This is a genomic window from Escherichia sp. E3659 (assembly GCF_005781135.1).
Classification (GTDB): Bacteria; Pseudomonadota; Gammaproteobacteria; order Enterobacterales; family Enterobacteriaceae; genus Escherichia.
The window spans coordinates 13,925-35,837 of the sequence record NZ_VATQ01000040.1; the positions used below are offsets into that span (position 1 = coordinate 13,925).

21 protein-coding genes and 2 pseudogenes are annotated in these 21,913 nt (G+C 49.7%); 6 read left to right on the plus strand and 17 right to left on the minus strand.

The genetic code is table 11. From position 1 onward, the window contains the following. Positions 1-512 precede the first annotated feature (512 nt). A pseudogene (locus FEK47_RS25160) lies at positions 513-644 on the minus strand (DUF5445 family protein); the annotation flags it as partial. A gap of 98 nt (positions 645-742) precedes the next feature. Next, positions 743-1,359, minus strand: a pseudogene (locus tag FEK47_RS21230) (glutathione S-transferase family protein). A gap of 265 nt (positions 1,360-1,624) precedes the next feature. On the opposite strand from FEK47_RS21230, the gene ansP reads away from it, so the two are divergent. Beyond that, on the plus strand, positions 1,625-3,124 hold the full coding sequence (gene ansP / locus FEK47_RS21235) for an L-asparagine permease (protein ID WP_032173839.1): 1,500 nt from the start codon (positions 1,625-1,627) through the stop codon (positions 3,122-3,124). A 197-nt stretch (positions 3,125-3,321) separates the two neighbouring features. Here the strand turns inward: ansP and FEK47_RS21240 are convergent, their stop codons facing one another. Further along, positions 3,322-4,383: a YncE family protein gene (locus tag FEK47_RS21240; protein WP_135487795.1), complete on the minus strand. Its 1,062-nt coding sequence runs from the start codon at positions 4,381-4,383 to the stop codon at positions 3,322-3,324. A gap of 241 nt (positions 4,384-4,624) precedes the next feature. Here FEK47_RS21240 and pqqU point away from each other — a divergent pair, with 241 nt between their 5' ends. Continuing rightward, the gene (gene pqqU / locus FEK47_RS21245) at positions 4,625-6,727 is read left to right on the plus strand and encodes a TonB-dependent receptor PqqU (RefSeq protein ID WP_135487796.1); all 2,103 of its coding nucleotides are present in this window, start codon (positions 4,625-4,627) and stop codon (positions 6,725-6,727) included. Between the two features lie 378 nt (positions 6,728-7,105). Here the strand turns inward: pqqU and mcbR are convergent, their stop codons facing one another. Further along, complete coding sequence (gene mcbR, locus FEK47_RS21250) at positions 7,106-7,771, minus strand: colanic acid/biofilm transcriptional regulator McbR (protein WP_135487797.1); 666 nt, start codon at positions 7,769-7,771, stop codon at positions 7,106-7,108. Positions 7,772-7,969: 198 nt separating this feature from the next. Further along, entirely contained in the window at positions 7,970-9,007 is a 1,038-nt protein-coding gene (gene curA, locus FEK47_RS21255) for an NADPH-dependent curcumin/dihydrocurcumin reductase (protein WP_135487798.1), read from the minus strand. A gap of 180 nt (positions 9,008-9,187) precedes the next feature. On the opposite strand from curA, the gene mddA reads away from it, so the two are divergent. Next, complete coding sequence (gene mddA / locus FEK47_RS21260) at positions 9,188-9,706, plus strand: L-methionine sulfoximine/L-methionine sulfone acetyltransferase (protein ID WP_130222672.1); 519 nt, start codon at positions 9,188-9,190, stop codon at positions 9,704-9,706. After that, positions 9,703-10,152: a DMT family transporter gene (locus FEK47_RS21265; protein WP_001548534.1), complete on the plus strand. Its 450-nt coding sequence runs from the start codon at positions 9,703-9,705 to the stop codon at positions 10,150-10,152. The genes mddA and FEK47_RS21265 overlap by 4 nt, the downstream gene beginning before the upstream one ends. Here the strand turns inward: FEK47_RS21265 and ydcY are convergent, their stop codons facing one another. Together ydcY and FEK47_RS21275 are read right to left on the minus strand one after the other, a co-directional pair. After that, positions 10,153-10,386 (minus strand): DUF2526 family protein YdcY, encoded by a 234-nt coding sequence (gene ydcY / locus FEK47_RS21270; RefSeq protein ID WP_135487799.1) that lies wholly within the window; start codon positions 10,384-10,386, stop codon positions 10,153-10,155. Between the two features lie 85 nt (positions 10,387-10,471). After that, complete coding sequence (locus FEK47_RS21275) at positions 10,472-10,645, minus strand: GhoT/OrtT family toxin (RefSeq protein ID WP_130219308.1); 174 nt, start codon at positions 10,643-10,645, stop codon at positions 10,472-10,474. 194 nt (positions 10,646-10,839) lie between these two features. Between FEK47_RS21275 and yncL the strand changes: the two genes are divergently transcribed. Then, positions 10,840-10,935 carry a stress response membrane protein YncL gene (gene yncL / locus FEK47_RS21280; RefSeq protein ID WP_074399477.1) on the plus strand — a complete coding sequence of 32 codons (96 nt, stop codon included), beginning with the start codon at positions 10,840-10,842 and terminating at the stop codon, positions 10,933-10,935. A gap of 98 nt (positions 10,936-11,033) precedes the next feature. Here the strand turns inward: yncL and patD are convergent, their stop codons facing one another. The 8 genes from patD to hicA form a co-directional block, all read right to left on the minus strand. After that, a complete protein-coding gene (patD, locus tag FEK47_RS21285; protein WP_135487800.1) occupies positions 11,034-12,458 on the minus strand; it encodes an aminobutyraldehyde dehydrogenase in 1,425 nt (474 codons plus the stop codon). A 21-nt stretch (positions 12,459-12,479) separates the two neighbouring features. Continuing rightward, positions 12,480-13,274, minus strand: a complete 795-nt coding sequence (locus FEK47_RS21290; protein WP_130222678.1) for an ABC transporter permease — start codon at positions 13,272-13,274, stop codon at positions 12,480-12,482. Continuing rightward, positions 13,264-14,205 (minus strand): ABC transporter permease, encoded by a 942-nt coding sequence (locus tag FEK47_RS21295; protein ID WP_001251315.1) that lies wholly within the window; start codon positions 14,203-14,205, stop codon positions 13,264-13,266. Before FEK47_RS21295 ends, FEK47_RS21290 begins: the two co-directional genes overlap by 11 nt. Continuing rightward, positions 14,206-15,219 carry an ABC transporter ATP-binding protein gene (locus tag FEK47_RS21300; protein WP_130222682.1) on the minus strand — a complete coding sequence of 338 codons (1,014 nt, stop codon included), beginning with the start codon at positions 15,217-15,219 and terminating at the stop codon, positions 14,206-14,208. Between the two features lie 17 nt (positions 15,220-15,236). Then, a complete protein-coding gene (ydcS, locus tag FEK47_RS21305; RefSeq protein ID WP_130222684.1) occupies positions 15,237-16,382 on the minus strand; it encodes a putative ABC transporter substrate-binding protein YdcS in 1,146 nt (381 codons plus the stop codon). A gap of 241 nt (positions 16,383-16,623) precedes the next feature. Next, positions 16,624-18,033, minus strand: coding sequence for a PLP-dependent aminotransferase family protein (locus tag FEK47_RS21310; RefSeq protein ID WP_138183364.1), 1,410 nt, complete (start codon positions 18,031-18,033; stop codon positions 16,624-16,626). 79 nt (positions 18,034-18,112) lie between these two features. Beyond that, entirely contained in the window at positions 18,113-18,529 is a 417-nt protein-coding gene (gene hicB, locus FEK47_RS21315; RefSeq protein ID WP_135487817.1) for a type II toxin-antitoxin system antitoxin HicB, read from the minus strand. 43 nt (positions 18,530-18,572) lie between these two features. Then, positions 18,573-18,749: a type II toxin-antitoxin system mRNA interferase toxin HicA gene (gene hicA / locus FEK47_RS21320; protein WP_000813796.1), complete on the minus strand. Its 177-nt coding sequence runs from the start codon at positions 18,747-18,749 to the stop codon at positions 18,573-18,575. Between the two features lie 221 nt (positions 18,750-18,970). Between hicA and FEK47_RS21325 the strand changes: the two genes are divergently transcribed. Next, positions 18,971-19,201 carry a YncJ family protein gene (locus FEK47_RS21325; RefSeq protein WP_130219296.1) on the plus strand — a complete coding sequence of 77 codons (231 nt, stop codon included), beginning with the start codon at positions 18,971-18,973 and terminating at the stop codon, positions 19,199-19,201. Positions 19,202-19,293: 92 nt separating this feature from the next. Here FEK47_RS21325 and rlhA read toward each other — a convergent pair whose 3' ends face one another. Together rlhA and FEK47_RS21335 are read right to left on the minus strand one after the other, a co-directional pair. Then, positions 19,294-21,255 (minus strand): 23S rRNA 5-hydroxycytidine C2501 synthase, encoded by a 1,962-nt coding sequence (rlhA, locus tag FEK47_RS21330; protein WP_135487802.1) that lies wholly within the window; start codon positions 21,253-21,255, stop codon positions 19,294-19,296. Positions 21,256-21,327: 72 nt separating this feature from the next. Beyond that, positions 21,328-21,864, minus strand: coding sequence for an XRE family transcriptional regulator (locus FEK47_RS21335; protein WP_135487803.1), 537 nt, complete (start codon positions 21,862-21,864; stop codon positions 21,328-21,330). Positions 21,865-21,913 lie beyond the last annotated feature (49 nt).

The window sequence follows — 21,913 nt, forward strand, 5'->3', positions numbered from 1 at the left end:
ATATTCATAATGTCTTTTTATTCACAATAATAAATAATTCAATAACAACCATTGAAATGAATGATGGTTTGTATAAGGAATATACGCTACCGCCCCACCCTGATAACATGATCTGCACATTGTCATCTTAACGTCGTTAAACACTGGCTTAATAGTGGATATTTTAAATTAGGAATTTATTAAATTCACCCGATGAATATAATAAGCAAATAGCATAGAAAATAATGACAACTCCCCCAAGAGGATCATTTCCAAAGCACTACACCACCACCTGGTGCCCTGATGATCTTGCTTCAGTGGTAAGAGTACCTAATTCATTGTTCCCAAAGTGGTGTTTTCCCCTGCCCCTCCAGTGATGTGTGGCTCTCACGTGATAATCTATTGATTAGGTTATATTAAGAATCAACATTTAAAATACATCCATTTTCTTGAATAAATCAGCATGTTTATTTATCAATAGCTGTTTTAGCTCCGACTCATCAAGCTCTCCATATTTTTACTACAGATAATCGCATATCCATCATTAAAAATATTTTGAGATTATAGAATATCTGTAATAATAACTGAAACATCTGCACAATGTGAATAGTTAGTTTCTTTTCAGAGGAAATGAAATAGACAAACCGAATAAAAATAAAAGCAATCTAAATTAAAAAAATAATAACATTACTCTAATTAATTACGCCCATCACTGTGGATAAAGTTACTGAATAATAAATAACATAATCCTCTGGTATCCCACTCAAATAATTTCATTCCTTTTTAATACTTCTTGTAACTTTGATACCTGGCATACAGCATCAGCAATCGCACTGATATTCGTGGCATTATCCTGAAACCATTCATGCCCAGGCCTCCATGTGCGCATAGTGCAAAGATAACAGTCCACCAGCGTTAGTTGCTCACCAAAGGCATAAGGTTCAGCGGTCAATTGTGAATTCAGCCAGATATAAAGAGATTTGCGATATTCAATAACATTCTTCTTTAACTGTTCAGGTGCGTCAGATACCCAACGCTCAGGGTAATCGGCGAAAGTGAACGTTGGATAGACATTAGCAACCAGCCAGACCAATAGCCGTTGAAACTGCTGACGTTCGGCGCGCCCAACCGGTGGCGCAAGGTCCGGGCGACGATCGAGAACCATCAATGCAATCGCCGCTGTCTCCGTCATAATCTCGTCATTTTCCAGCACCAGTGTCGGAACCTGACACAACGGGTTCAGGGTTTTCAATAACTCGCGTGAAGTACCCTCGCGGTCAAAACCACTGACATCAACGAACTGATAAGGAATATCAGCCAGTGTTAGCATCAGCTCACTGATTGTAAGCCCCATCCGGGTACGCCATACACCTTAATCATATGCCCTCACAATCTTTTAAAGATTAAGTGTAGGACAGCACACAGGTTAACCAGCAAAAGGATTTGTCATTTTTTCGTCAGTTGTATTAATCCCCTTCAGGATTGTAAGGGGATGTTTTGCATCGTTTATCGATAACGGGTAGGATGCTGCGCCGATAGTTTTATACCCATAAAGAATAATGGTGATAACTATCATCGCCAGGATGAATAAACATTGTTCATGGCAACTTATATGACGTTTTCATTAAAGCAATCAGGGAGAGCAATGAGTAAACACGACACCGACACTTCAGATCAACACGCCGCGAAACGCCGCTGGCTTAATGCCCACGAAGAGGGGTATCACAAAGCGATGGGCAATCGTCAGGTGCAGATGATCGCCATTGGCGGCGCGATTGGTACTGGTTTGTTTTTAGGCGCGGGAGCCCGACTGCAAATGGCAGGGCCAGCGCTGGCACTGGTCTATTTAATCTGCGGCCTGTTTTCGTTTTTTATTCTGCGTGCATTGGGTGAGCTGGTGTTACACCGCCCTTCCAGTGGCAGTTTTGTCTCTTATGCCCGAGAGTTTTTAGGAGAGAAAGCCGCTTATGTTGCCGGTTGGATGTACTTCATCAACTGGGCGATGACGGGGATTGTCGATATTACCGCCGTCGCACTGTATATGCATTACTGGGGCGCATTTGGTGGCGTGCCGCAGTGGGTCTTTGCGCTCGCTGCGCTGACCATCGTTGGCACCATGAATATGATCGGTGTGAAATGGTTTGCGGAGATGGAGTTCTGGTTTGCGCTTATTAAAGTGCTCGCCATTGTGACCTTTTTGGTCGTGGGTACAGTGTTCCTCGGTAGCGGCCAGCCGCTGGATGGCAACACGACTGGCTTTCACTTGATTACCGATAACGGTGGTTTCTTCCCCCACGGTCTGCTGCCTGCTTTGGTGTTGATTCAGGGCGTAGTGTTTGCTTTTGCCTCCATTGAAATGGTGGGTACAGCTGCCGGAGAATGTAAAGATCCGCAGACCATGGTGCCTAAAGCGATTAACAGTGTGATTTGGCGTATTGGCCTGTTTTACGTCGGCTCCGTGGTGTTGCTGGTTATGTTATTGCCGTGGAGCGCGTATCAGGCGGGGCAAAGTCCGTTCGTGACGTTTTTCTCTAAACTGGGTGTGCCATATATCGGCAGCATTATGAACATTGTGGTGCTGACTGCTGCCCTCTCCAGCCTGAATTCAGGTCTGTACTGCACCGGGCGTATTCTGCGCTCGATGGCGATGGGCGGTTCCGCACCGAGTTTTATGGCGAAAATGAGCCGTCAGCATGTGCCGTATGCCGGGATTCTGGCGACACTGGTTGTGTATGTCGTCGGCGTATTCCTTAACTATCTGGTGCCGTCTCGCGTATTTGAGATTGTCCTGAACTTCGCGTCGCTGGGAATTATCGCCTCGTGGGCGTTTATCATCGTGTGCCAGATGCGCCTGCGTAAAGCGATTAAAGAAGGCAAAGCAGCGGATGTCAGTTTTAAACTGCCTGGCGCGCCCTTCACTTCCTGGCTGACATTACTGTTTTTACTGAGCGTCCTGGTGCTGATGGCGTTCGATTACCCGAACGGGACTTATACCATCGCGGCGCTGCCGATTATCGGTATTCTGCTGGTTATAGGCTGGTTTGGTGTGCGCAAACGCGTTGCTGAAATTCACAGCACTGCGCCAGTCATCGAGGAAGATGAAGAAAAACAGGAAATTGTGTTTAAGCCTGAAACGGCGAGTTAATTGCAAAAATTCCCGGTTTAAAGCCGGATGCGGCGTAAATGCCTTATCCGGCCAACAAACTCAATATAAATCAAGTAATTATGCATATTGCAGGCCTGGTAAGACGCGACAGCGTTGCATCAGGCATTGTGCTCCGCTTGCCGGATGCGGCGCTAGCGCCTTATCCGGCCTACGAAAGACAAACTCCCCTGTGTCGATTACAGCGCAATACGAATCACATCGTCCGGCTGGGTAGCTTCCTGCTGTTTAGTGGATTTTTGTTTCACACTGACATACAGCGTTTTGCCATCGGCAGACAGCGCCAGGCTGTTCGGATGAGTCGGCGTATCGAACGTTTTCACCACTTTATAGCTGTTCGCGTCAATCACACTGACTTTACCTGCCTGACGATGCGTTACGTAGGCTTCATTACGCGCTGGGTTAAACAGCACAGCCAGTGATTCCGGTGCCGCAACCTTCGCCAGAATATTGCCATTACGGGTATCGATCACTAACACTTCTGCCGCTTTAGAGTCGGTGATAAATGCACGCTGCCTGGCGGTATCGAGGCTGATGTTGATAAAGAAGTGCTCTTTGCCGTCATCCAGCAGCTTTTTACGGCTGAGGATTTTATTGTCGGCAGTGTCGATGGTAATCAATTCGCCGTCAGCGTTAGTGGTGTAAAGACGTTTGCCTTTACTATCCAGCGCTAAACCAGTGCTCATTTTACCGGTGTTCTGGATGGCGGTTTTCAGTTTGATATTCTCGCCATCAACGACCCAAATCACGCTCTCTTTGCCAATACCACTGATGTAAACGGTGTTCGTGGCATCGTCAGCTACCAGTTCACGCGGCTGCAGCGGGCGCACCTCTTCCGTGCGCTTACGATCGTCCAGCACCAGACGCCCTTTCACCTCGCCCGTTTTGGCATCTATCGCCGTGACCGCACTGTTTACGGTGTTACCAAACCACAACGTTTGAGTAGCGTTGTTAATGGTGGCGCCAAACGGCTTGAGATCGTTATGAATCGCCAGAGTCACTTCCAGAGTGACCGGATCAAGACGATAAACCACGCCGCCTTTATCCAGTTTGCGGCTTTGCGAAGTGGCGAGCCACAGCGCGTTTTCTTGCTGGCTATAAGCCATTTCGTAGGCACCTTTACCTACCGCTTTACGCAGCATTTCTTCTGCGGCCTGCGTACTGAATGATGAAGCAACGAGCAATGAACCTAACAGTAATGAACCACGCAGGCGCGATGAAAACAGATGACGTAAATGCATGACGACTCCCTTTGATGAACCGATATTTTTGCTGCTTCACAATGCTTCGCTGAGCGTAATCATCGTTACACTCTTGTTATAAATGGGAATGGTAATCATTATTTTCTCAAATGTGGAGTATTTCTTGCCGTTGCGACTACAATTTTCTCAATCACTTAACGTATTGTGCCGTTTCGTTTTCCATAAATTTACAATTTCATTACCATGACGGCGTATTCCCATTCTTAACCTGGCTTTTTTCATGAAGATTTTCTCCGTCCGACAGACTGTTTTGCCCGCACTGATTGCCCTTTCCCCTTCCGCTTTTGCAACCAATGAACAAACCATGATTGTCAGTGCCGCGCCACAAGTGATTTCCGAGCTGGATACGCCAGCAGCAGTAAGCGTGGTGGATGGCGAAGAAATGCGCCTGGCAACACCGCGCATCAATTTGTCTGAATCACTGACCAGCGTGCCTGGTTTGCAGGTACAAAACCGGCAGAACTATGCGCAAGATTTACAGCTGTCGATTCGCGGATTTGGCTCCCGTTCCACTTACGGAATTCGCGGTATTCGCCTGTATGTGGACGGTATTCCCGCCACCATGCCCGACGGACAAGGGCAAACATCCAATATCGATTTAAGCAGTGTGCAAAATGTGGAAGTGCTGCGTGGCCCCTTCTCTGCCCTGTATGGCAACGCGTCTGGCGGGGTGATGAATGTCACTACTCAAACCGGACAGCAACCGCCAACCATTGAAGCCAGTAGTTACTATGGCAGTTTTGGCAGCTGGCGCTATGGGCTGAAAGCAACGGGCGCAACGGGCGACGGCACACAGCCCGGCGATGTCGATTACACCGTCTCAACCACACGCTTTACGACTCACGGCTATCGTGACCATAGTGGTGCACAGAAAAATTTAGCCAATGCCAAACTGGGCGTACGGATTGATGACGCCAGCAAATTAAGCCTGATTTTCAACAGCGTGGATATCAAAGCAGATGACCCTGGTGGATTAACCGAAGCAGAATGGAAGGCGAATCCGCAACAAGCGCCACGCGCTGAACAGTACGACACACGAAAAACCATCAAGCAAACTCAGGCTGGGTTGCGCTATGAACGTAGCCTGAGCGCGCAAGATGATATGAGTGTGATGATGTATGCCGGGGAGCGAGAAACGACCCAGTACCAGTCAATCCCGATGGCACCCCAACTTAACCCGTCGCATGCGGGCGGCGTGATTACTCTGCAACGCCATTACCAGGGGATAGACAGCCGCTGGACACACCGTGGCGAGCTGGGCGTTCCGGTCACGTTCACTACCGGCCTGAACTACGAAAACATGAGCGAAAACCGCAAAGGCTACAATAACTTCCGACTGAATAGCGGCGTGCCGGAATACGGGCATAAAGGTGAGTTGCGCCGCGACGAACGTAATCTGATGTGGAACGTCGATCCCTATTTACAGACGCAGTGGCAGCTGAGCGAAAAACTGTCGCTGGATGCTGGCGTGCGCTACAGCTCCGTATGGTTTGATTCCAACGACCATTACGTTACTCCGGGTAACGGCGATGACAGCGGTGATGCCAGTTATCATAAATGGCTACCTGCCGGATCGTTAAAATATGCGATGACCGATGCCTGGAATATTTATCTGGCAGCCGGGCGCGGTTTTGAAACACCGACGATTAATGAACTGTCTTATCGCGCTGATGGGCAAAGCGGTATGAACTTTGGTTTAAAACCATCCACCAACGATACAATTGAGATCGGCAGTAAAACGCGTATTGGTGATGGATTGCTTAGTCTCGCATTGTTCCAAACCGACACCGATGATGAAATTGTTGTCGATAGCAGCAGCGGTGGGCGTACGACTTACAAAAATGCCGGAAAGACCCGTCGTCAAGGCGCTGAACTGGCGTGGGATCAACGTTTCGCCGGAGATTTCCGCGTAAAAGCGTCCTGGACCTGGCTTGATGCCACATATCGCAGCAATGTTTGTAATGATCAGGACTGTAACGGTAACCGGATGCCAGGGATCGCCCGTAATATGGGCTTTGCGTCTTTGGGGTATGTGCCGGAAGAAGGCTGGTATGCAGGCACGGAAGCGCGTTATATGGGCGATATTATGGCAGATGATGAAAATACGGCCAAAGCGCCGTCTTATACTCTCGTCGGCTTATTCACCGGCTACAAATATAATTACCACAATTTAACTGTGGATTTATTTGGTCGTGTCGATAATTTATTCGATAAAGAATATGTCGGATCGGTGATTGTTAATGAATCAAATGGTCGATATTACGAACCAGCTCCCGGGCGTAATTATGGTATCGGCGTGAATATCGTATGGCGATTTGAATAACTATACTCTAAATAATTCGAGTTGCAGGACAAAACGACAGGGGCGTTTTGAACAACGCTTGCGTTGGCCCTGAAAGGGCGAGGCCTCAGGCCGAGTAACGCGACAAGCGAGTGACAAATTCGTCAGGAACGCATTTGCCCAGCCGCAGGCTGGCCTTCGGTGAGAGACATGGATGTCTCTCATTAATCCCCAGGAGCTTACATGAATAAGTGACTGGGGTGAGCGACAAATCCGCATGGAGCGGATTTGAACGCTGCTTGCAGCGGCCCCGTAAGGGGTGAGGCCCATGGATGGGCCGAATAACCCGCAGACGCAGCACATGCAACTTGAAGTATGACGAGTATACATTGATGCCCGGTATTTGCCGGACGTTTTTATTTAACAACTGTATTGCTGACACAACATAGCAACGTTTTTTTGCATAATTTCAGCAAGACAATGTCTGCATCCCTCTTTGTCTTTTGCTTTTAACGCGGCGAATAGTACATGATAGCTTTCTATACGCTCACGTAATTCCGCTGGATTAATCGCTTCATAAAGATAATGTAAACCAGGTCCCATCCTGACCCATAATTGCTCAATAATTTCACACAGGATGGGCATATTTGAGCGATGGTAAATCGCTAAGCGGAATAGTCTGTTTGCATTAATGAGTTGTTCAATATCGCCATTTTCTTGCGCCTGCTGTAATTTCTCGAGCAATTCCTGTAGTTCCGCTATGTCTTGCGAGGCAATGTTTTCAACCGCCTGGACAACTGCCATTAATTCCAGTTCGTAGCGGATCCGATTGATTTCGTCTAATTGACTTTGCCTTACTTCCGGTACTGTAAATGCTTGTGCAGGTGCGACAGAGAGCGCATTAACCGAAACCAGGCGTAATAGTGCCTCACGTACAGGTGTAATACTCATGCCTAATTGCTCCGCCAGATTTTTAGTGATCAAGCGTGCGCCAGGTTTCAGTGCGCCAATACTAAGCTGATGTTTCAGGTCGTTCTCAACCTGCATAGTCAAACTGATATGCGGTATTTTTTCCGTTCCAGGCATGTTATTTCCTTCACGTGTATTCGTTCCAACTCTGCCGGTATAGCAGAAGTCGTTTACCTGGTGTATGAAGCTGAATAACCATTATCCACTCATCTTTATTGTTATTAGCCGTCGAACAGTGATGTGGTTAGTTAATTAAAGCTGGAAATAAGATTTTTGCCTGGATTTTTGTGGCGGCTTTACGCCGCCGTCGTATCTTTAGTCATCACCCCCGACGCGAATAACAACTTTACCGAAGTTTTTGCCGTTCAGCAGGCCAATAAACGTCTGTGGGGCGTTCTCCAAACCGTTGGTAACTTGTTCACGATAGTGAATTTTTCCCTCTTTTACCCACTGCCCCATCTCTTGCTGAAACTCATGGATGCGGTGTCCATAATCCTGACTAATAATAAACCCTTGCAAGCGAATGCGTTTTTTCAGCACTGTTGCCATCAACAGGGGTAAACGATCCGGACCGGACGGTAGTTCTGTGGCGTTATAGCCGCTCACTAAGCCGCAGACGGGAATACGCGCGGATGTATTAAGTAAAGGTAGCACTGCATCAAACACCTTCCCGCCAACGTTTTCATAATAGATATCAATCCCTTTCGGACACGCTTTCGCCAGCTGCCCGGCAAAATCATCCGCGTGGTGGTCAAGGCAAACATCGAAGCCCAGCACCTCGGTAGCATGGCGGCATTTTTCCGCGCCACCGGCCACCCCAACTACCCTACTACCTTTAAGTTTTCCGATTTGCCCCACCGTCGCACCCACTGGTCCTGTCGCTGCAGCAACCACCAACGTTTCGCCCTCTTTGGGCTGACCGATATCCAGCAGGCCCATATAAGCGGTAAAGCCTGGCATCCCCAGCACACCCAGCGACCACGAAGGGTTTTCCGGATGATCGCCAAGTTTCACCAGTTCATCGCCACTGGATATGTCATAGTCCTGCCATCCACTGTAGCCAAGCACCCAGTCGCCAGGCTGGTAATCAGGATGATTCGACTCCACGACACGGCTCACCGTACCGCCGACCATCACCCTGCCAATATCAACGGGCGGTGAATAAGATGGCTCATCGCTCATACGTCCACGCATATACGGGTCCAGTGACAGATAAACGGTACGCAGTAACACCTGTCCTTCACCCGGTGAGGCGACATCATCTTCTTCAAGACGGAAATTCTCCGGAACCGGCGCGCCATGCGGACGCGAGGCCAGAACCCAACGGCGGTTACGCTGCTTTTGTTGCCCCATAATGCTCTCCTGTGCTTTTGGCATGAATCCATCAATAGTAGCAGGCTCACGGGATTGGTTTTGTTTGCAGCCGTCACATCCCCTCTGCGACACGTGATAATTTCATCAAGGAATCCGTTGCTTCGGGCTGTTTTCGATAGTATTGATAACATCATCATCAATATTTAATCGAGGCCAGACATGTCCATCCGTTTTGCCTGCAAAGCCGATTGTGCTGCTATTGCGGAAATTTATAACCACGCCGTGTTGTATACGGCGGCTATCTGGAATGACCAAACAGTGGATGCAGATAACCGAATTGCCTGGTTTGAAGCGCGGACTTTAGCAGGTTATCCGGTACTGGTGAGCGAGGAAAACGGCGTAGTGACTGGATATGCCTCGTTTGGCGACTGGCGTAGTTTCGACGGTTTTCGCCATACCGTGGAACATTCGGTTTATGTCCATCCCGATCATCAGGGCAAAGGTCTTGGGCGTAAATTGTTAAGCCGATTGATTGATGAAGCGCGGGATTGCGGGAAGCATGTCATGGTCGCCGGGATCGAATCGCAAAATCAGGCCTCGCTGCATCTCCACCAGTCGCTGGGATTTGTCGTCACCGCACAAATGCCGCAGGTAGGCACTAAATTTGGTCGTTGGCTGGATCTGACATTTATGCAGTTGCAACTCGACGAGCGCACTGAACCGGACGCGATTGGATGAATCAGTCGCTCACCCTTGCCTTTTTGATTGCCGCCGGAATTGGCCTGGTGGTGCAAAACACGCTGATGGTGCGCATCACCCAGACGTCCTCAACCATTCTCATCGCCATGCTGCTGAACTCCCTGGTGGGGATTGTGCTATTCGTCTCCATTTTATGGTTTAAACAAGGGATGGCAGGGTTTGGCGAACTGGTTTCCAGCGTGCGCTGGTGGACACTGATTCCTGGCTTGCTGGGATCATTTTTTGTCTTTGCCAGTATCAGCGGATATCAAAACGTTGGCGCGGCAACGACCATTGCAGTACTGGTCGCCAGTCAGTTGATTGGAGGGCTGGTGCTGGATATTTTGCGTAGCCATGGCGTGCCATTACGGGCGTTGATCGGCCCAATTTGTGGCGCAATTTTACTTGTGGTTGGCGCCTGGTTGGTGGCCAGACGCTCGTTTTAATCACAGGATAGTGCCGCCTTTGGTTAACTGTTCGTGGCGAGCTTCCATATCTTCTTTATGCTTACGCCCGTGATGAGCGATTGCTGTACGCAAACGCTGCTGCTGAGCGTAACGTTCTTCCCGACTTAACTCTGCGTCATCGCTCAGGGCGATTAATAATTCGTTCATATGGGCAATGACGCTCTCATCAATCGCTGCATCCACGCGTGCGATGACCTCTTCCAGATGCGACATACTTTCTCCTTAGCCACTTGTGAAAATTATCGATTCTCCCAAATGATATAAGTCTGCGTTGTGCCGTCAAGCTAGTGCTCAAGATTTAAAACAGCGAAAACAGCAGCGCCACTGGAAAACTCATCGGCCAGGTCACCGCCACCAGGAAGGCACTCAGAAAACGAATGTGCTTCTTCTCGTGGGAAAGAAACCAGGTAATAACAAACGCGATAGCTGCCATAACAGCATAAAAAACAAGCAGGTATTGATAAAGAGACATGTACGGGCGTCCAGCCAGAGGAATAAAACGCGCGCAAATATGCGTTATTTTTTGATGTACATCAAGTTTTACAACCCATTTGAGATATTTCCATAACCCGGGAGCTGCCCTTGTCCATCTTCAGAATGAGTATTATTGCGGATTTACTTAACCCGTACTATACACATAGGGGCTATGACAAAAGGTGGCAAAATATGAATGTTTCCAGTAGAACTGTTGTGCTTATAAATCTCTTTGCTGCTGTTGGATTGTTTGCTCTTATCTCTATGAGATTTGGTTGGTTTATTTGATGTAGCGATATTGCACGCAGTACACACTGTCAGAGAGATATCAACTCTCTGACAGTGCGTTAGATCTTCTCACACTCTCCCTGGCTACAATATTATCCTTAATGTTTAACCATTACGTGGCGGACAACGGTGTAATCCTCCAGCCCATAAAGTGACATATCCTTGCCGTAACCTGAAAGTTTCTGACCACCGTGCGGCATTTCACTTACCAGCATGAAATGGGTATTGACCCACGTGCAGCCATATTGCAGACGTGCACTAACGCGATGCGCCCGACCTACATCTTTCGTCCACACTGAAGAGGCTAAACCATACTGGCTGTCATTTGCCCAGTTCACTACCTGTTCTTCATTATCGAAGACAGTCACGCTCACCACTGGACCAAATACCTCTCTTTGAACGATAGCATCTTCTTGCAACGCACCTGCCAGCAGCGTCGGCGCATAGTAATAACCGTTACCTTTTCGTTTCTCCCCGCCAGTGATCACTTTAATGTGTCCCGTCGCTTTCGCCTCTTCCACTGCTTTGCTGACGCGGTCGAGATGAGCCTGGGAACTCAACGGCCCCAGTTCTGTTGATTCGTCATCCGGCGCGCCCGATTTCAAGGTTGCGACAGCGGCGCCGAGTTTTTCCACCAGCGCATCGTAAATGCCTTTTTGCGCGTAGATTCGACAAGCTGCGGTGCAATCCTGCCCTGCGTTGTAATAACCAAACGTGCGTACACCTTCGACCACAGCTTCAATATCAGCATCATCAAAAACAATGACAGGCGCTTTGCCACCTAACTCCATGTGGGTACGCTTTATGGATGGCGCGGTATGGCTGATGATGTGCTCACCGGTGGCGATGGACCCCGTCAGCGAAACCATACGCACTTTTTGATGCCCGGTCAGCGGATCGCCCACGGTCTGGCCCCGGCCAAACAGTACGTTGATCACGCCCGGCGGGAAGATATCTTTCGCCAACTCTGCAAGTTTTAGTGCGGTCAGCGGCGTGATTTCTGATGGTTTAAGTACCACGCAGTTCCCCGCTGCCAGTGCCGGAGCCAGTTTCCATGCTGCCATCATCAATGGGTAGTTCCAGGGTGCAATAGAAGCCACAACTCCCAACGGATCGCGGCGGATCATAGAAGTATGTCCCTCGAGATATTCTCCTGCTGCCAGACCATTCAGGCAGCGAGCAGCTCCGGCGAAAAAGCGAAAAACATCGACAATCGCTGGAATTTCATCATTGAACGCACTATGCAGCGGTTTGCCACAGTTACGGGACTCCAGTTCGGCAAACACCTGACCATTTTCTTCGATAACATCAGCCAGTTTAAGCAGGCATTCTGCGCGCACCTTCGGCGTGGTTTGCCCCCATTCGGCAAATGCTGCATCTGCCGCGCGCACAGCAGCATCGACCTGCTCTGCGGATGCCTCGGCAATCTCCAGTAAAACGTCCCCCGTTGCTGGATTATAGACAGGCTGTTTTTCCCCTTCGCCGCTAACCAGTTCTCCGTTAATCAGTAACTTATGTTGCATAGCATATTCCTGTATCAGTGGTTATTGACCATTGTCGCCTTCGCGGGTTAGCCACCAGGCCCCCAGGATCGGCAAGGTTGTTACCAACATAACCAGCAGTGCCACCACGTTGGTTACCGGTACATCACGTGGTCGCCCAAGCTGATTGAGCAACCACAACGGTAACGTTCGTTCATGACCTGCCGTAAAGGTCGTAACGATGATTTCATCGAACGACAAGGCAAACGCCAGCATCCCTCCTGCCAGTAGCGCCGAACTAAGATTCGGCAACACCACATAACGAAAGGTTTGCCAGCCATTGGCCCCAAGATCCATTGACGCCTCAACCAGACTCCAGGAGGTGCGGCGAAAACGGGCAATGACATTGTTAAACACCACCACAACACAAAAAGTCGCATGACCGACGACGATGGTGAAAAAGCCTGGCTCCAGATTGATGGTTTTAAACGCGGTTAATAGCGCCAGACCAGTGACAATGCCCGGCAGCGCAATGGGCAGTAGCAGTAACAGCGAAATGGCGTTTTTGCCGAAAAAGTCTCGTCGCCACAGCGCGGCAGCTGCCAGCGTCCCTAACACCAGCGCAATTAATGTCGCCAGCGCCGCCACTTTAAGTGACAGTGTCACGGCATCAAGAATATCACTACGCTGTGCTGCCACGTTAAACCAGCGCAGCGTCAGACCTTGCGGTGGAAAACTAAACGCCGCATCTTCAGTATTAAACGCATAGGCGGCGATAATCAGGATGGGAAAATGTAGGAAAACCACGCCGCCCCAGGCCGCCAGTTTGAGGAAAAACGGTGCGCGTTCAGAGTGCATCGAACGCTCCCAGACGTTTCACGAACGCCAGATAGAGTGCGATAAGGACTATCGGCACCAGAGTAAAAGCCGCAGCCATCGGCATATTGCCAATCGCCCCCTGCTGGGAGTAGACCATATTGCCGATAAAATACCCTGGCGGGCCAACCAGCTGCGGGACTATAAAGTCGCCCAGTGTGAGTGAGAAGGTAAAGATAGAGCCAGCGGCAATACCCGGGATCGCCAGCGGCAGCACCACATAGCGAAAGGTTTGCCGTGGACGCGCGCCAAGATCAGCCGACGCCTGCAACAATGACGGCGGCAAACGCTCAAGCGCCGCCTGCACGGGCAGGATCATGAACGGCAGCCAGATATAGAGAAACACCAGAAAGCGCCCCAGCCCGGAAGTTGACAGCGTATTACCACCCACTGCCGGTAGTGTGAGAAATGCCGTGAGTAGTGGCTCCAGCCCCAGATGTTGTAAAAACCACTGCGCCACACCGTCTTTAGCCAGCAATAAGGTCCAGGCATAGGCTTTAACAATGTAGCTTGCCCACATGGGCAACATCACCGCAATGTAAAAGAACGCTTTCATTTTGCCGCTGGTATAGCGCGCCATATACCACGCCATCGGAAAGGCCAGAATGGCACTGGCGATAGTGACTGCCACAGCCATTGTCAGTGTGCGGAGAATGATGTCGTAATTCGCCGGATTAAACAGCGCACGGATATTCGCCAGCGTCAGTTCCGGCGTTACCGACATGGTGAAATCGTCAAAGGTATAAAAGCCCTGCCATAACAACGTCAGCAGCGAGCCGAAATAGACGATACCAAACCACATTAGCGGGCCAAGCAGCAGCAAAAACAGCCCCAGCCCCGGATTACGCCAGAAGAAACCGGACACCTTACCCAGACCTGGACGTGAAGGTGATTGCAATACGTTCATCGCCATTCACCTCTCCTCAACCAGTGGCACCATCACATCACGCGCCCAGGAAACCATCACCTGTTGACCAGCCGTGAGCGTGTTGGGTAAGTCTTCGCCCGTTACATTTGCCTGGCTAACCAGCAGTTTTTCACCGCTGTTAAGTTTCAGTTCAAAACGTGTGGTTGCCCCCTGATATTGCACCGCCTGAATCGTGCCATTGGCCTGCACTTCACCTGGTGTATTCAGGCGAATATGTTCCGGCCTTAGGGCAAAACTGCCCATCATGCCGCAAAGATTCTCGGCCATTAGCGGATCAAAAACGTTGGATGTCCCGACGAATCCCGCAACAAACGGCGTGCGCGGGCGCATATAGAGATCGCGCGGGGAATCGACCTGTTCAATGCGTCCATTATTGAAAACCGCCACACGATCGGACATCGACAACGCTTCGCCCTGATCGTGGGTAACGAAAATAAAAGTGATACCGAGAGACTGTTGCAGCTTTTTCAGCTCAAGCTGCATTTGCTCACGCAATTTGAGATCCAGCGCGCCGAGCGGTTCATCCAGCAACAACACGCGCGGTTCGTTCACCAGTGCTCTGGCGATGGCGACTCGCTGGCGCTGACCACCAGAAAGCTGTGACGGTTTACGTTGCTGTACAAACCCCAACGCCACTTTCTCCAGCGCCTCTTGCGCCATTGCGTAGCGCTGCTTTTTATCCACGCCTTTAACCATTAGCCCGTAGGCCACATTCTCGAGAATCGACATATGGGGAAACAGCGCATAGTCCTGGAAGACGGTATTCACGTCCCGCTCCCACGGCGGTAGATTACTGGCCGGTTTGCCGAAGATAGCAATCGCCCCGCCGGAAAGCTGTTCGAAGCCAGCAATCAGGCGCAGGCAGGTGGTTTTGCCGGAGCCGGACGGCCCCAGCATAGAGAAGAACTCACCATCTTTTATCGCAATACTGACGCCATCTACCGCGCGCACGTCGCCGTACAACCGCGAGACGTTGTCAAACTCCACTGCGTACGTCATATAACACCCCAGCGAAGTTAGCGACCGCCCATAATGGCAATGTAATCCTGCGTCCAGCGACTGTAGGGAACAAACTTGCCCCCTTCGGCTATAGGCGTTTTCCAGAAGGCAATTTTATCGAAATAGTTAAAGCCGTTGGTTTCACAGCCTTTATCGCCCAGCAACGGACTGGCTTTGCAGCCTTCCGGTACTACCGGCAGCGAACCAAACCAGGCCGCTACATCGCCCTGCACCTTCGGCGTTAATGACCAGTTCATCCATTTGTAGGCGCAAACCGGATGTTTCGCTTCGCTATGTAGCATGGTGGTGTCTGCCCAGCCGGTAACGCCCTCTTTCGGGAAGACGGTGGCGATCGGTTGGCCTTCGCCTTTCAATGCGTTGGCCTGATACGGCCAGGCGCTGGAGGCCACCACGCCCTCGTTCTTGAAATCGCTCATTTGCACGCTGGTGTCATGCCAGTAGCGATGGATCAAGCCATGTTGATCGCGCAGCACTTTCAGTACCGCCTGATATTGTTGTTCGGTGAGTTGGTATGGATCGGAGATACCCAACTGCGGCTGAGTCGCTTTGACGAACAGCGCAGCATCCGCAATGTAGATAGGGCCGTCATAAGCCTGTACGCGGCCTTTATTACTCTGACCGTCCGGTAGATTCTGCTCAACAAAAACCACTTGCCAGCTATCTGGTGGTGTCGGGAAGGTTTTGGTGTTGTACATCAACAGGTTCGGACCCCATTGATATGGCGTGCCATAGACTTTGCCGCCCACGTTAAACCAGTCGCCTTTAACCACGCGCGGATCGAGCGTTTTCCAGTTGGGAATCAATGCAGTATTAATCGGCTGCACGCGTTTACCCATAATCAAACGCAGCGAGGCATCGCCGGACGCCGTGACCAGATCGTAACCTCCTTTGGTCATGAGGCTGACCATTTCATCGGAAGTCGCCGCAGTTTTCACATTGACCGCGCAACCTGTTTCTTTTTCAAATTGCGTCACCCAGTCGTATTGTTTATCGGTTTGTCCGCGTTCGATGTATCCCGGCCAGGCGATAATATCCAGTCGTCCTTCCGGTTTATCTAAATTGGTAGGCTGTTCGGCGGCGTGGGCGGTCATTAATGTCATGGTAAGCGCACACAGGCTGCTGCGGGCAAATGTCTTGCTCATAAAGTCTTACTCCTGTCGTAATTAATTGTTCAGCCGCCGTGCCGTAAAAATATCTCCTTGTTTAACCATAGACGGCGGCTTGCAGGCGCACCCTCGCCCCCGAGAAAATTTAATCAGGATGTGAGCTAACGCGCATTATGGCGTTTGTGAGGCTATCTTCTGGAGTATAGACAATGGGTTAGGAAATATAGCTTCTATTCGAAATTCATATTACCCAACCTGAGAGAAATTAAATGAGGATCTATTTCAGGTATTCTTTAATAAGGTGACCTAATTGTTTAACCGCTTGTTCTTCGCGCTCGCCCCACTGCCATGCAGTATTAAAACGGAAAAAACGTGACCAACTTTCGCCAGTAGAAAACATTTTACCCGGCGCAATACTGATGTGATGCGCCAATGCCTGAACGCTTAATTCGCCCGCATCTAACGGTTCGGGAAGCTCCAGCCAGAGAAAATAACCGCTGTCATTGTGATGAATTTTCACTTCCGCAGGCAGATAACGCAGCAGCGCCTGCCAGGCACGTTGTTTACGTTCCGCAAGCTGGCGACGTAGACGACGAAGATGGGCATCGTAACGGCGAGTAGAAAGGTAATCCACCAGTGCAAGCTGCATTGGTGAACTTGTGGAAAGCGTGCTCATCAACTGCAATCGCTGGATTTTGCGTGCATGTTTTCCGGCGGCGACCCAACCAATGCGAAAACCTGGCACCAGACATTTAGAAAATGATGAGCAAAGCAGTACACCATCGTGACGATCCCACGCTTTCGCGGGTAGCGGTTTTTCCCGACCAAAGTAAAGCTCACTGTAAACGTCATCTTCAATTAACATCACGTTGTACTGATTGAGCAACGCTACCAGCCGCGCTTTTTTCTGTGGCGTTAAGGTAAATCCGAGTGGATTCTGGCTATTAGTCATCAGCCAGCAGGCTTTTACCGGATACTCCTTTAACGCCAGTTCCAGCGCCTGAAGATCTATCCCTTCTTTAACATCCGTCGCCACCGATAACGCCTTCAGCCGTAGCCGCTCCAGTGCCTGCAACGCGCCGTAGAAACAAGGATTCTCGACAATCACCCAATCGCCCGGTTCGGTTACCGCTTGCAAACTGAGGTTTAATGCCTCTAACGCCCCGGCGGTAATGACAATTTCATCAGGAGAAATAGTGATGCCTTGTAAGGCATAGCGACGAGCAATAGCCTGACGCAGTTCTGCATTTCCTGGCGGCAAGTTTTCAATCACGCTCATCGCCGTGGCGGTTTTACTCACCTGCGCCAGTGAGCGGTTCAGTTGCTGTAGCGGAAACAGGTGCGGATCGGGAAAGGCTGAAGCAAACGGTACTACCGACGGATCGCGACTGGCCTGCAACATGTCAAAAATATAGGTGTTAATATCGACAGTTTCATCACGCGTTACCGGAATAGCAGGTGCCTGCGGTGATTTCACCGTGCGCGGCGCAACGTAATAACCTGACTGCGGCCGCGCAATAATATATCCCTGACTTTCGAGCAACTGATAAGCATGACCGACTGTCATAAAGCTCATGCCAGAAAGCGCAACCTGTTCACGTAGAGAAGGCAGGCGATCGCCGGGTTGCCAGATGCCTGACGCAATTTGCTCACGTAATAGTTCTGCGAGCTGCTGGTATTTTTTCATTAATTGGATCGTTATTATGTGCAGGTGATCCGGCAGTCTATATCAGTTGTTAAAAATGACAACTTTACGTTAACTGTAATTAAACCATTACCAGCGATAATTCTTTGCCCAGGGCTTTAGCCGCAAGCTGGACGGCGTCGATTTTTGTCGCATGGTGCAAGTTAAATAGGCGAGTAATCTCCTGTTTAGGTTTGCCAATTCGCATGGCTAACTCTTGCTGAGTGATATCTGACTGTAAAAAAGCATTTAACAGCAATACCTTAGAAGCGACACTTAAAGGCACTTCAATAAAGTGATCGTTGTTATTTAATGGCGAAGGCAACGGGATTTGCTCGTTATCTTCAAAATAAAAATCAAATGCGGTGAGTAAAGCATCTTTTGCTGCTTCCATCGCTTCAGCAACAGTTTCTCCCTGCGTTAACGCTTCAGGGATATCTACAAAAGAAACCACATAACCGCCTTCCGGCGCAGGTGTAAGAGTGACGGGATAACGCATAATTTTGACTGTCTCTCGCATGTCATTAACCTTCTGATGGCGATTAATTCAAACCGAGTTGTTTCAGGATTGCTTTACGCAATGGTTCTTTTATCTCGTCACTGGGGTGACGCGGCATGACACTACGTCGCCCCTGAAACCTGAGTTTCAAATGGTTGCTGCCATTCGCCACATCGACGCCCTGAGATTCGAGCCAACGTCTGAACTCGCTTTGTTTCACATCGCCTCCCTGCCGCTGAGTATATCAACAAAGTAAACATTAATGTTTACCTCCTTTTTTAATTTGCTCGAAAATAGCACTAATTCGCCGCAACGGTGGAAAGCAGTGCCAAATCAGGAAGGCAGGTTCCAGAAATTCTTTGCGCTAATTTGCAAAACAGAATAATAACTCAAAGAAACTATCGGCATCATAGCGGCAAAGTGTAATAAACGGGTGGCGGGATGTTTACGAAAGCGTTATCGGTTGTCTTATTAACTTGTGCGCTGTTCTCAGGACAGCTCATGGCGGGACACAAAGGACATGAATTTTTGTGGGTGAAGAATGTGGATCATCAACTACGTCATGAAGCGGACAGCGATGAATTGCGTGCTGTGGCGGAAGAGTCGGCGGAAGGTTTGCGCGAGCATTATTACTGGCAAAAATCACGCAAACCAGAAACGGGACAACGTTGAGTCGTTTGTTGCCGGATGCGGCATGAACGCCTTATCCGGCAACAATATCATGCAGATTCAATGAGTTGTGAATACCCCTGAAAGCTTGCGTTTTATCCTTTCCGTTTCGGCAATGTTTTCAGCAGATCATCCGGGCTTACAGATGCGACAACGCTTCCCGGTAACGGCATTTTCAGAATGTGATTTTTGATTTTACCGATGACGTGCATCTCACACGGGCGGCAATCAAACTTCAGCGTTAGTACTTCATCACCGTTAACCAGTTGCATCGGCGTTGCCTTCCAGCTTTTAATATTACCTTTCGCCTGTTTCGGACACAGATTGAAAGCAAAGCGCAGGCAGTGTTTGGTGATCATCACCGGGACTTCGCCCTTCTCTTCATGCGCTTCATACGCCGCATCAATCAGTTGTACGCCATAGCGATGATAGAACTCGCGTGCTTTATGGTTGTAGACGTTAGCAAGGAAGCTCAAATGCGTTTGCGGATAAACCGGCGCAGGTTCAGCAACCGGTTTACGACTGCCGCGCTGGTAGCTGGCAAGACGTGTAGCATCCAGCATTTCGACGGCTTCACGGCGGAACTGATTTAACAGACTGTTTGGCACAAACAGCGCCCCTGGCAAATTAATTTGCACATCGCGAGCGTAATAGATGGTTTGCCCCAGTTTTGCCAGGCCATCTTTCAGGTTATTCAGCGCTTTTTCGGCGTTATTCGCTTCGTCGAACTGCCCATCCAGGGTATGAGTGATGCTAACGCCCTCTTCGCTGGTTAACGTCAGAATGAGTTGTTCTTGCCAGCCACCCAGTTCAATGTCTACCGCTACCCGACGCTCGCTGGAGGTTTTCGTCAGTGCCTGTTGCCAGTTATGGTCAAGGTTACGGTTAAGCGGATGATGTGGGCGAATTTTATGCAAATCTGCTGGCATTTCATTTGGCCAGACGCGGTAGTGATTTTCTCCGGTTTTCTCTACCGTATTGGCGCGAAAGCCGACTACTTCACGTTTAATCATCACGTTCAGGCCATCGCCATTTGCCAGTGGCTCGGTGACGGCAACATCGAGATGATCTTTCGCCACTTTCAATACTTCACCCACCGGCAGGCCGATAAATTTCGGCGAATCGAACGCGCCAATGTCACCTTTACGCGCGTTAACAAAGTAGTCTGTGCTACCACGGTGGAAGGTTTTTTCTGTCGAAGGCACAAAGAAATGTTCAGTACGACCTGATGAAGCACGAGCTAGATCGCCGCGCTCTTCAATAATGGCATCCAGCATCTGGCGATAATGGGCGGTGATATTCTTCACGTAGCTCATATCTTTGTAACGCCCTTCAATCTTGAAAGAACGCACGCCCGCATCGATCAACGCGCCCAGGTTGGCAGTCTGATCGTTATCTTTCATCGACAGCAGATGTTTTTCATAGGAAACCACCCGCCCCTGATCGTCTTTCAACGTGTATGGCAAACGGCACGCCTGGGAGCAATCACCACGGTTGGCGCTACGTCCCGTTTGTGCATGAGAAATGTAGCACTGACCGGAATATGCCACACACAATGCGCCATGAATAAAGAACTCAATAGTCGCGTCCGTGGCCTGATGAATCGCACGAATCTGCTCCAGGTTAAGCTCACGCGCCAGCACAATCTGGGTAAAGCCAACGTCAGAGAGGAACTTCGCTTTCTCTACAGTACGAATATCACACTGCGTACTTGCGTGCAGTTCAATCGGCGGAATATCAAGTTCCAGAATCCCCATGTCCTGAACAATCAGCGCATCTACGCCTGTCTGGTAAAGATCGGTAATCAGTCGTTGCGCCGGTTCCAGTTCGTCGTCATGCAAAATGGTGTTAAGCGTGACGAAAATTTTTGCACCATAACGGTGGGCAAATGGCACCAGTTCGGCGATATCTTTCAGACTATTACTGGCGTTATGACGGGCACCAAAACCAGGGCCGCCGATATAAACAGCATCGGCACCGTGCAAAATAGCTTCGCGGGCAATGGCGGCATCGCGTGCCGGGCTTAACAGTTCAAGACGATGAGAAGATACGGTCACTTTCTTATCCAGTAGCTGAAAAAAGGCGGTTATTTTAGCCACAAGCGCGACGTTGCGAAATAGTTTTCCTGTTCAACTACGCGGGTAATGGATAATGGAATGAAAATGCACGGTTTGCTCGCCACGGTTGCAATAGGCATGGGCAACATCTGCGGCAAAGCGTTCACCTTCTCCACTTTTAAGGCTTCGCCACTCACCACCAACGCACAGGTCAAGCTGCCCATCAATGACGACAACATGCTCGATAACACCCTTTTCGTGCGGCGTCGATTCGCTCATTGCACCGGGAGCCATCATGATCGAGAAATGTTCAAAGCAGAGTTGCGGATCATAAGGAAATAAAGAAGTGATCACCATTGCCTGCTGTTGTGGATCATAAACAGATGGCGTAGCGCTTTGCGGCGGCGAAATAAACGACGAAAACGGTACGTTCATCCCGGTAGCTATTTTCCATAATGTTGCGACCGTCGGGCTGGATTCATTACGTTCAATCTGCCCTAACATCGCTTTTGAAACGCCCGTCGCTTCTGCCAGTCGCGAAAGACTCCAGCCCCGCTGCTGACGAAGATGTTTAAGCGTAGTGGATAAAAAGCGAGCGAGATTTTCCATGCGACTCCTCCTGCAAAACGGGAGTTTATCACTTGTGCGTTATAACGGA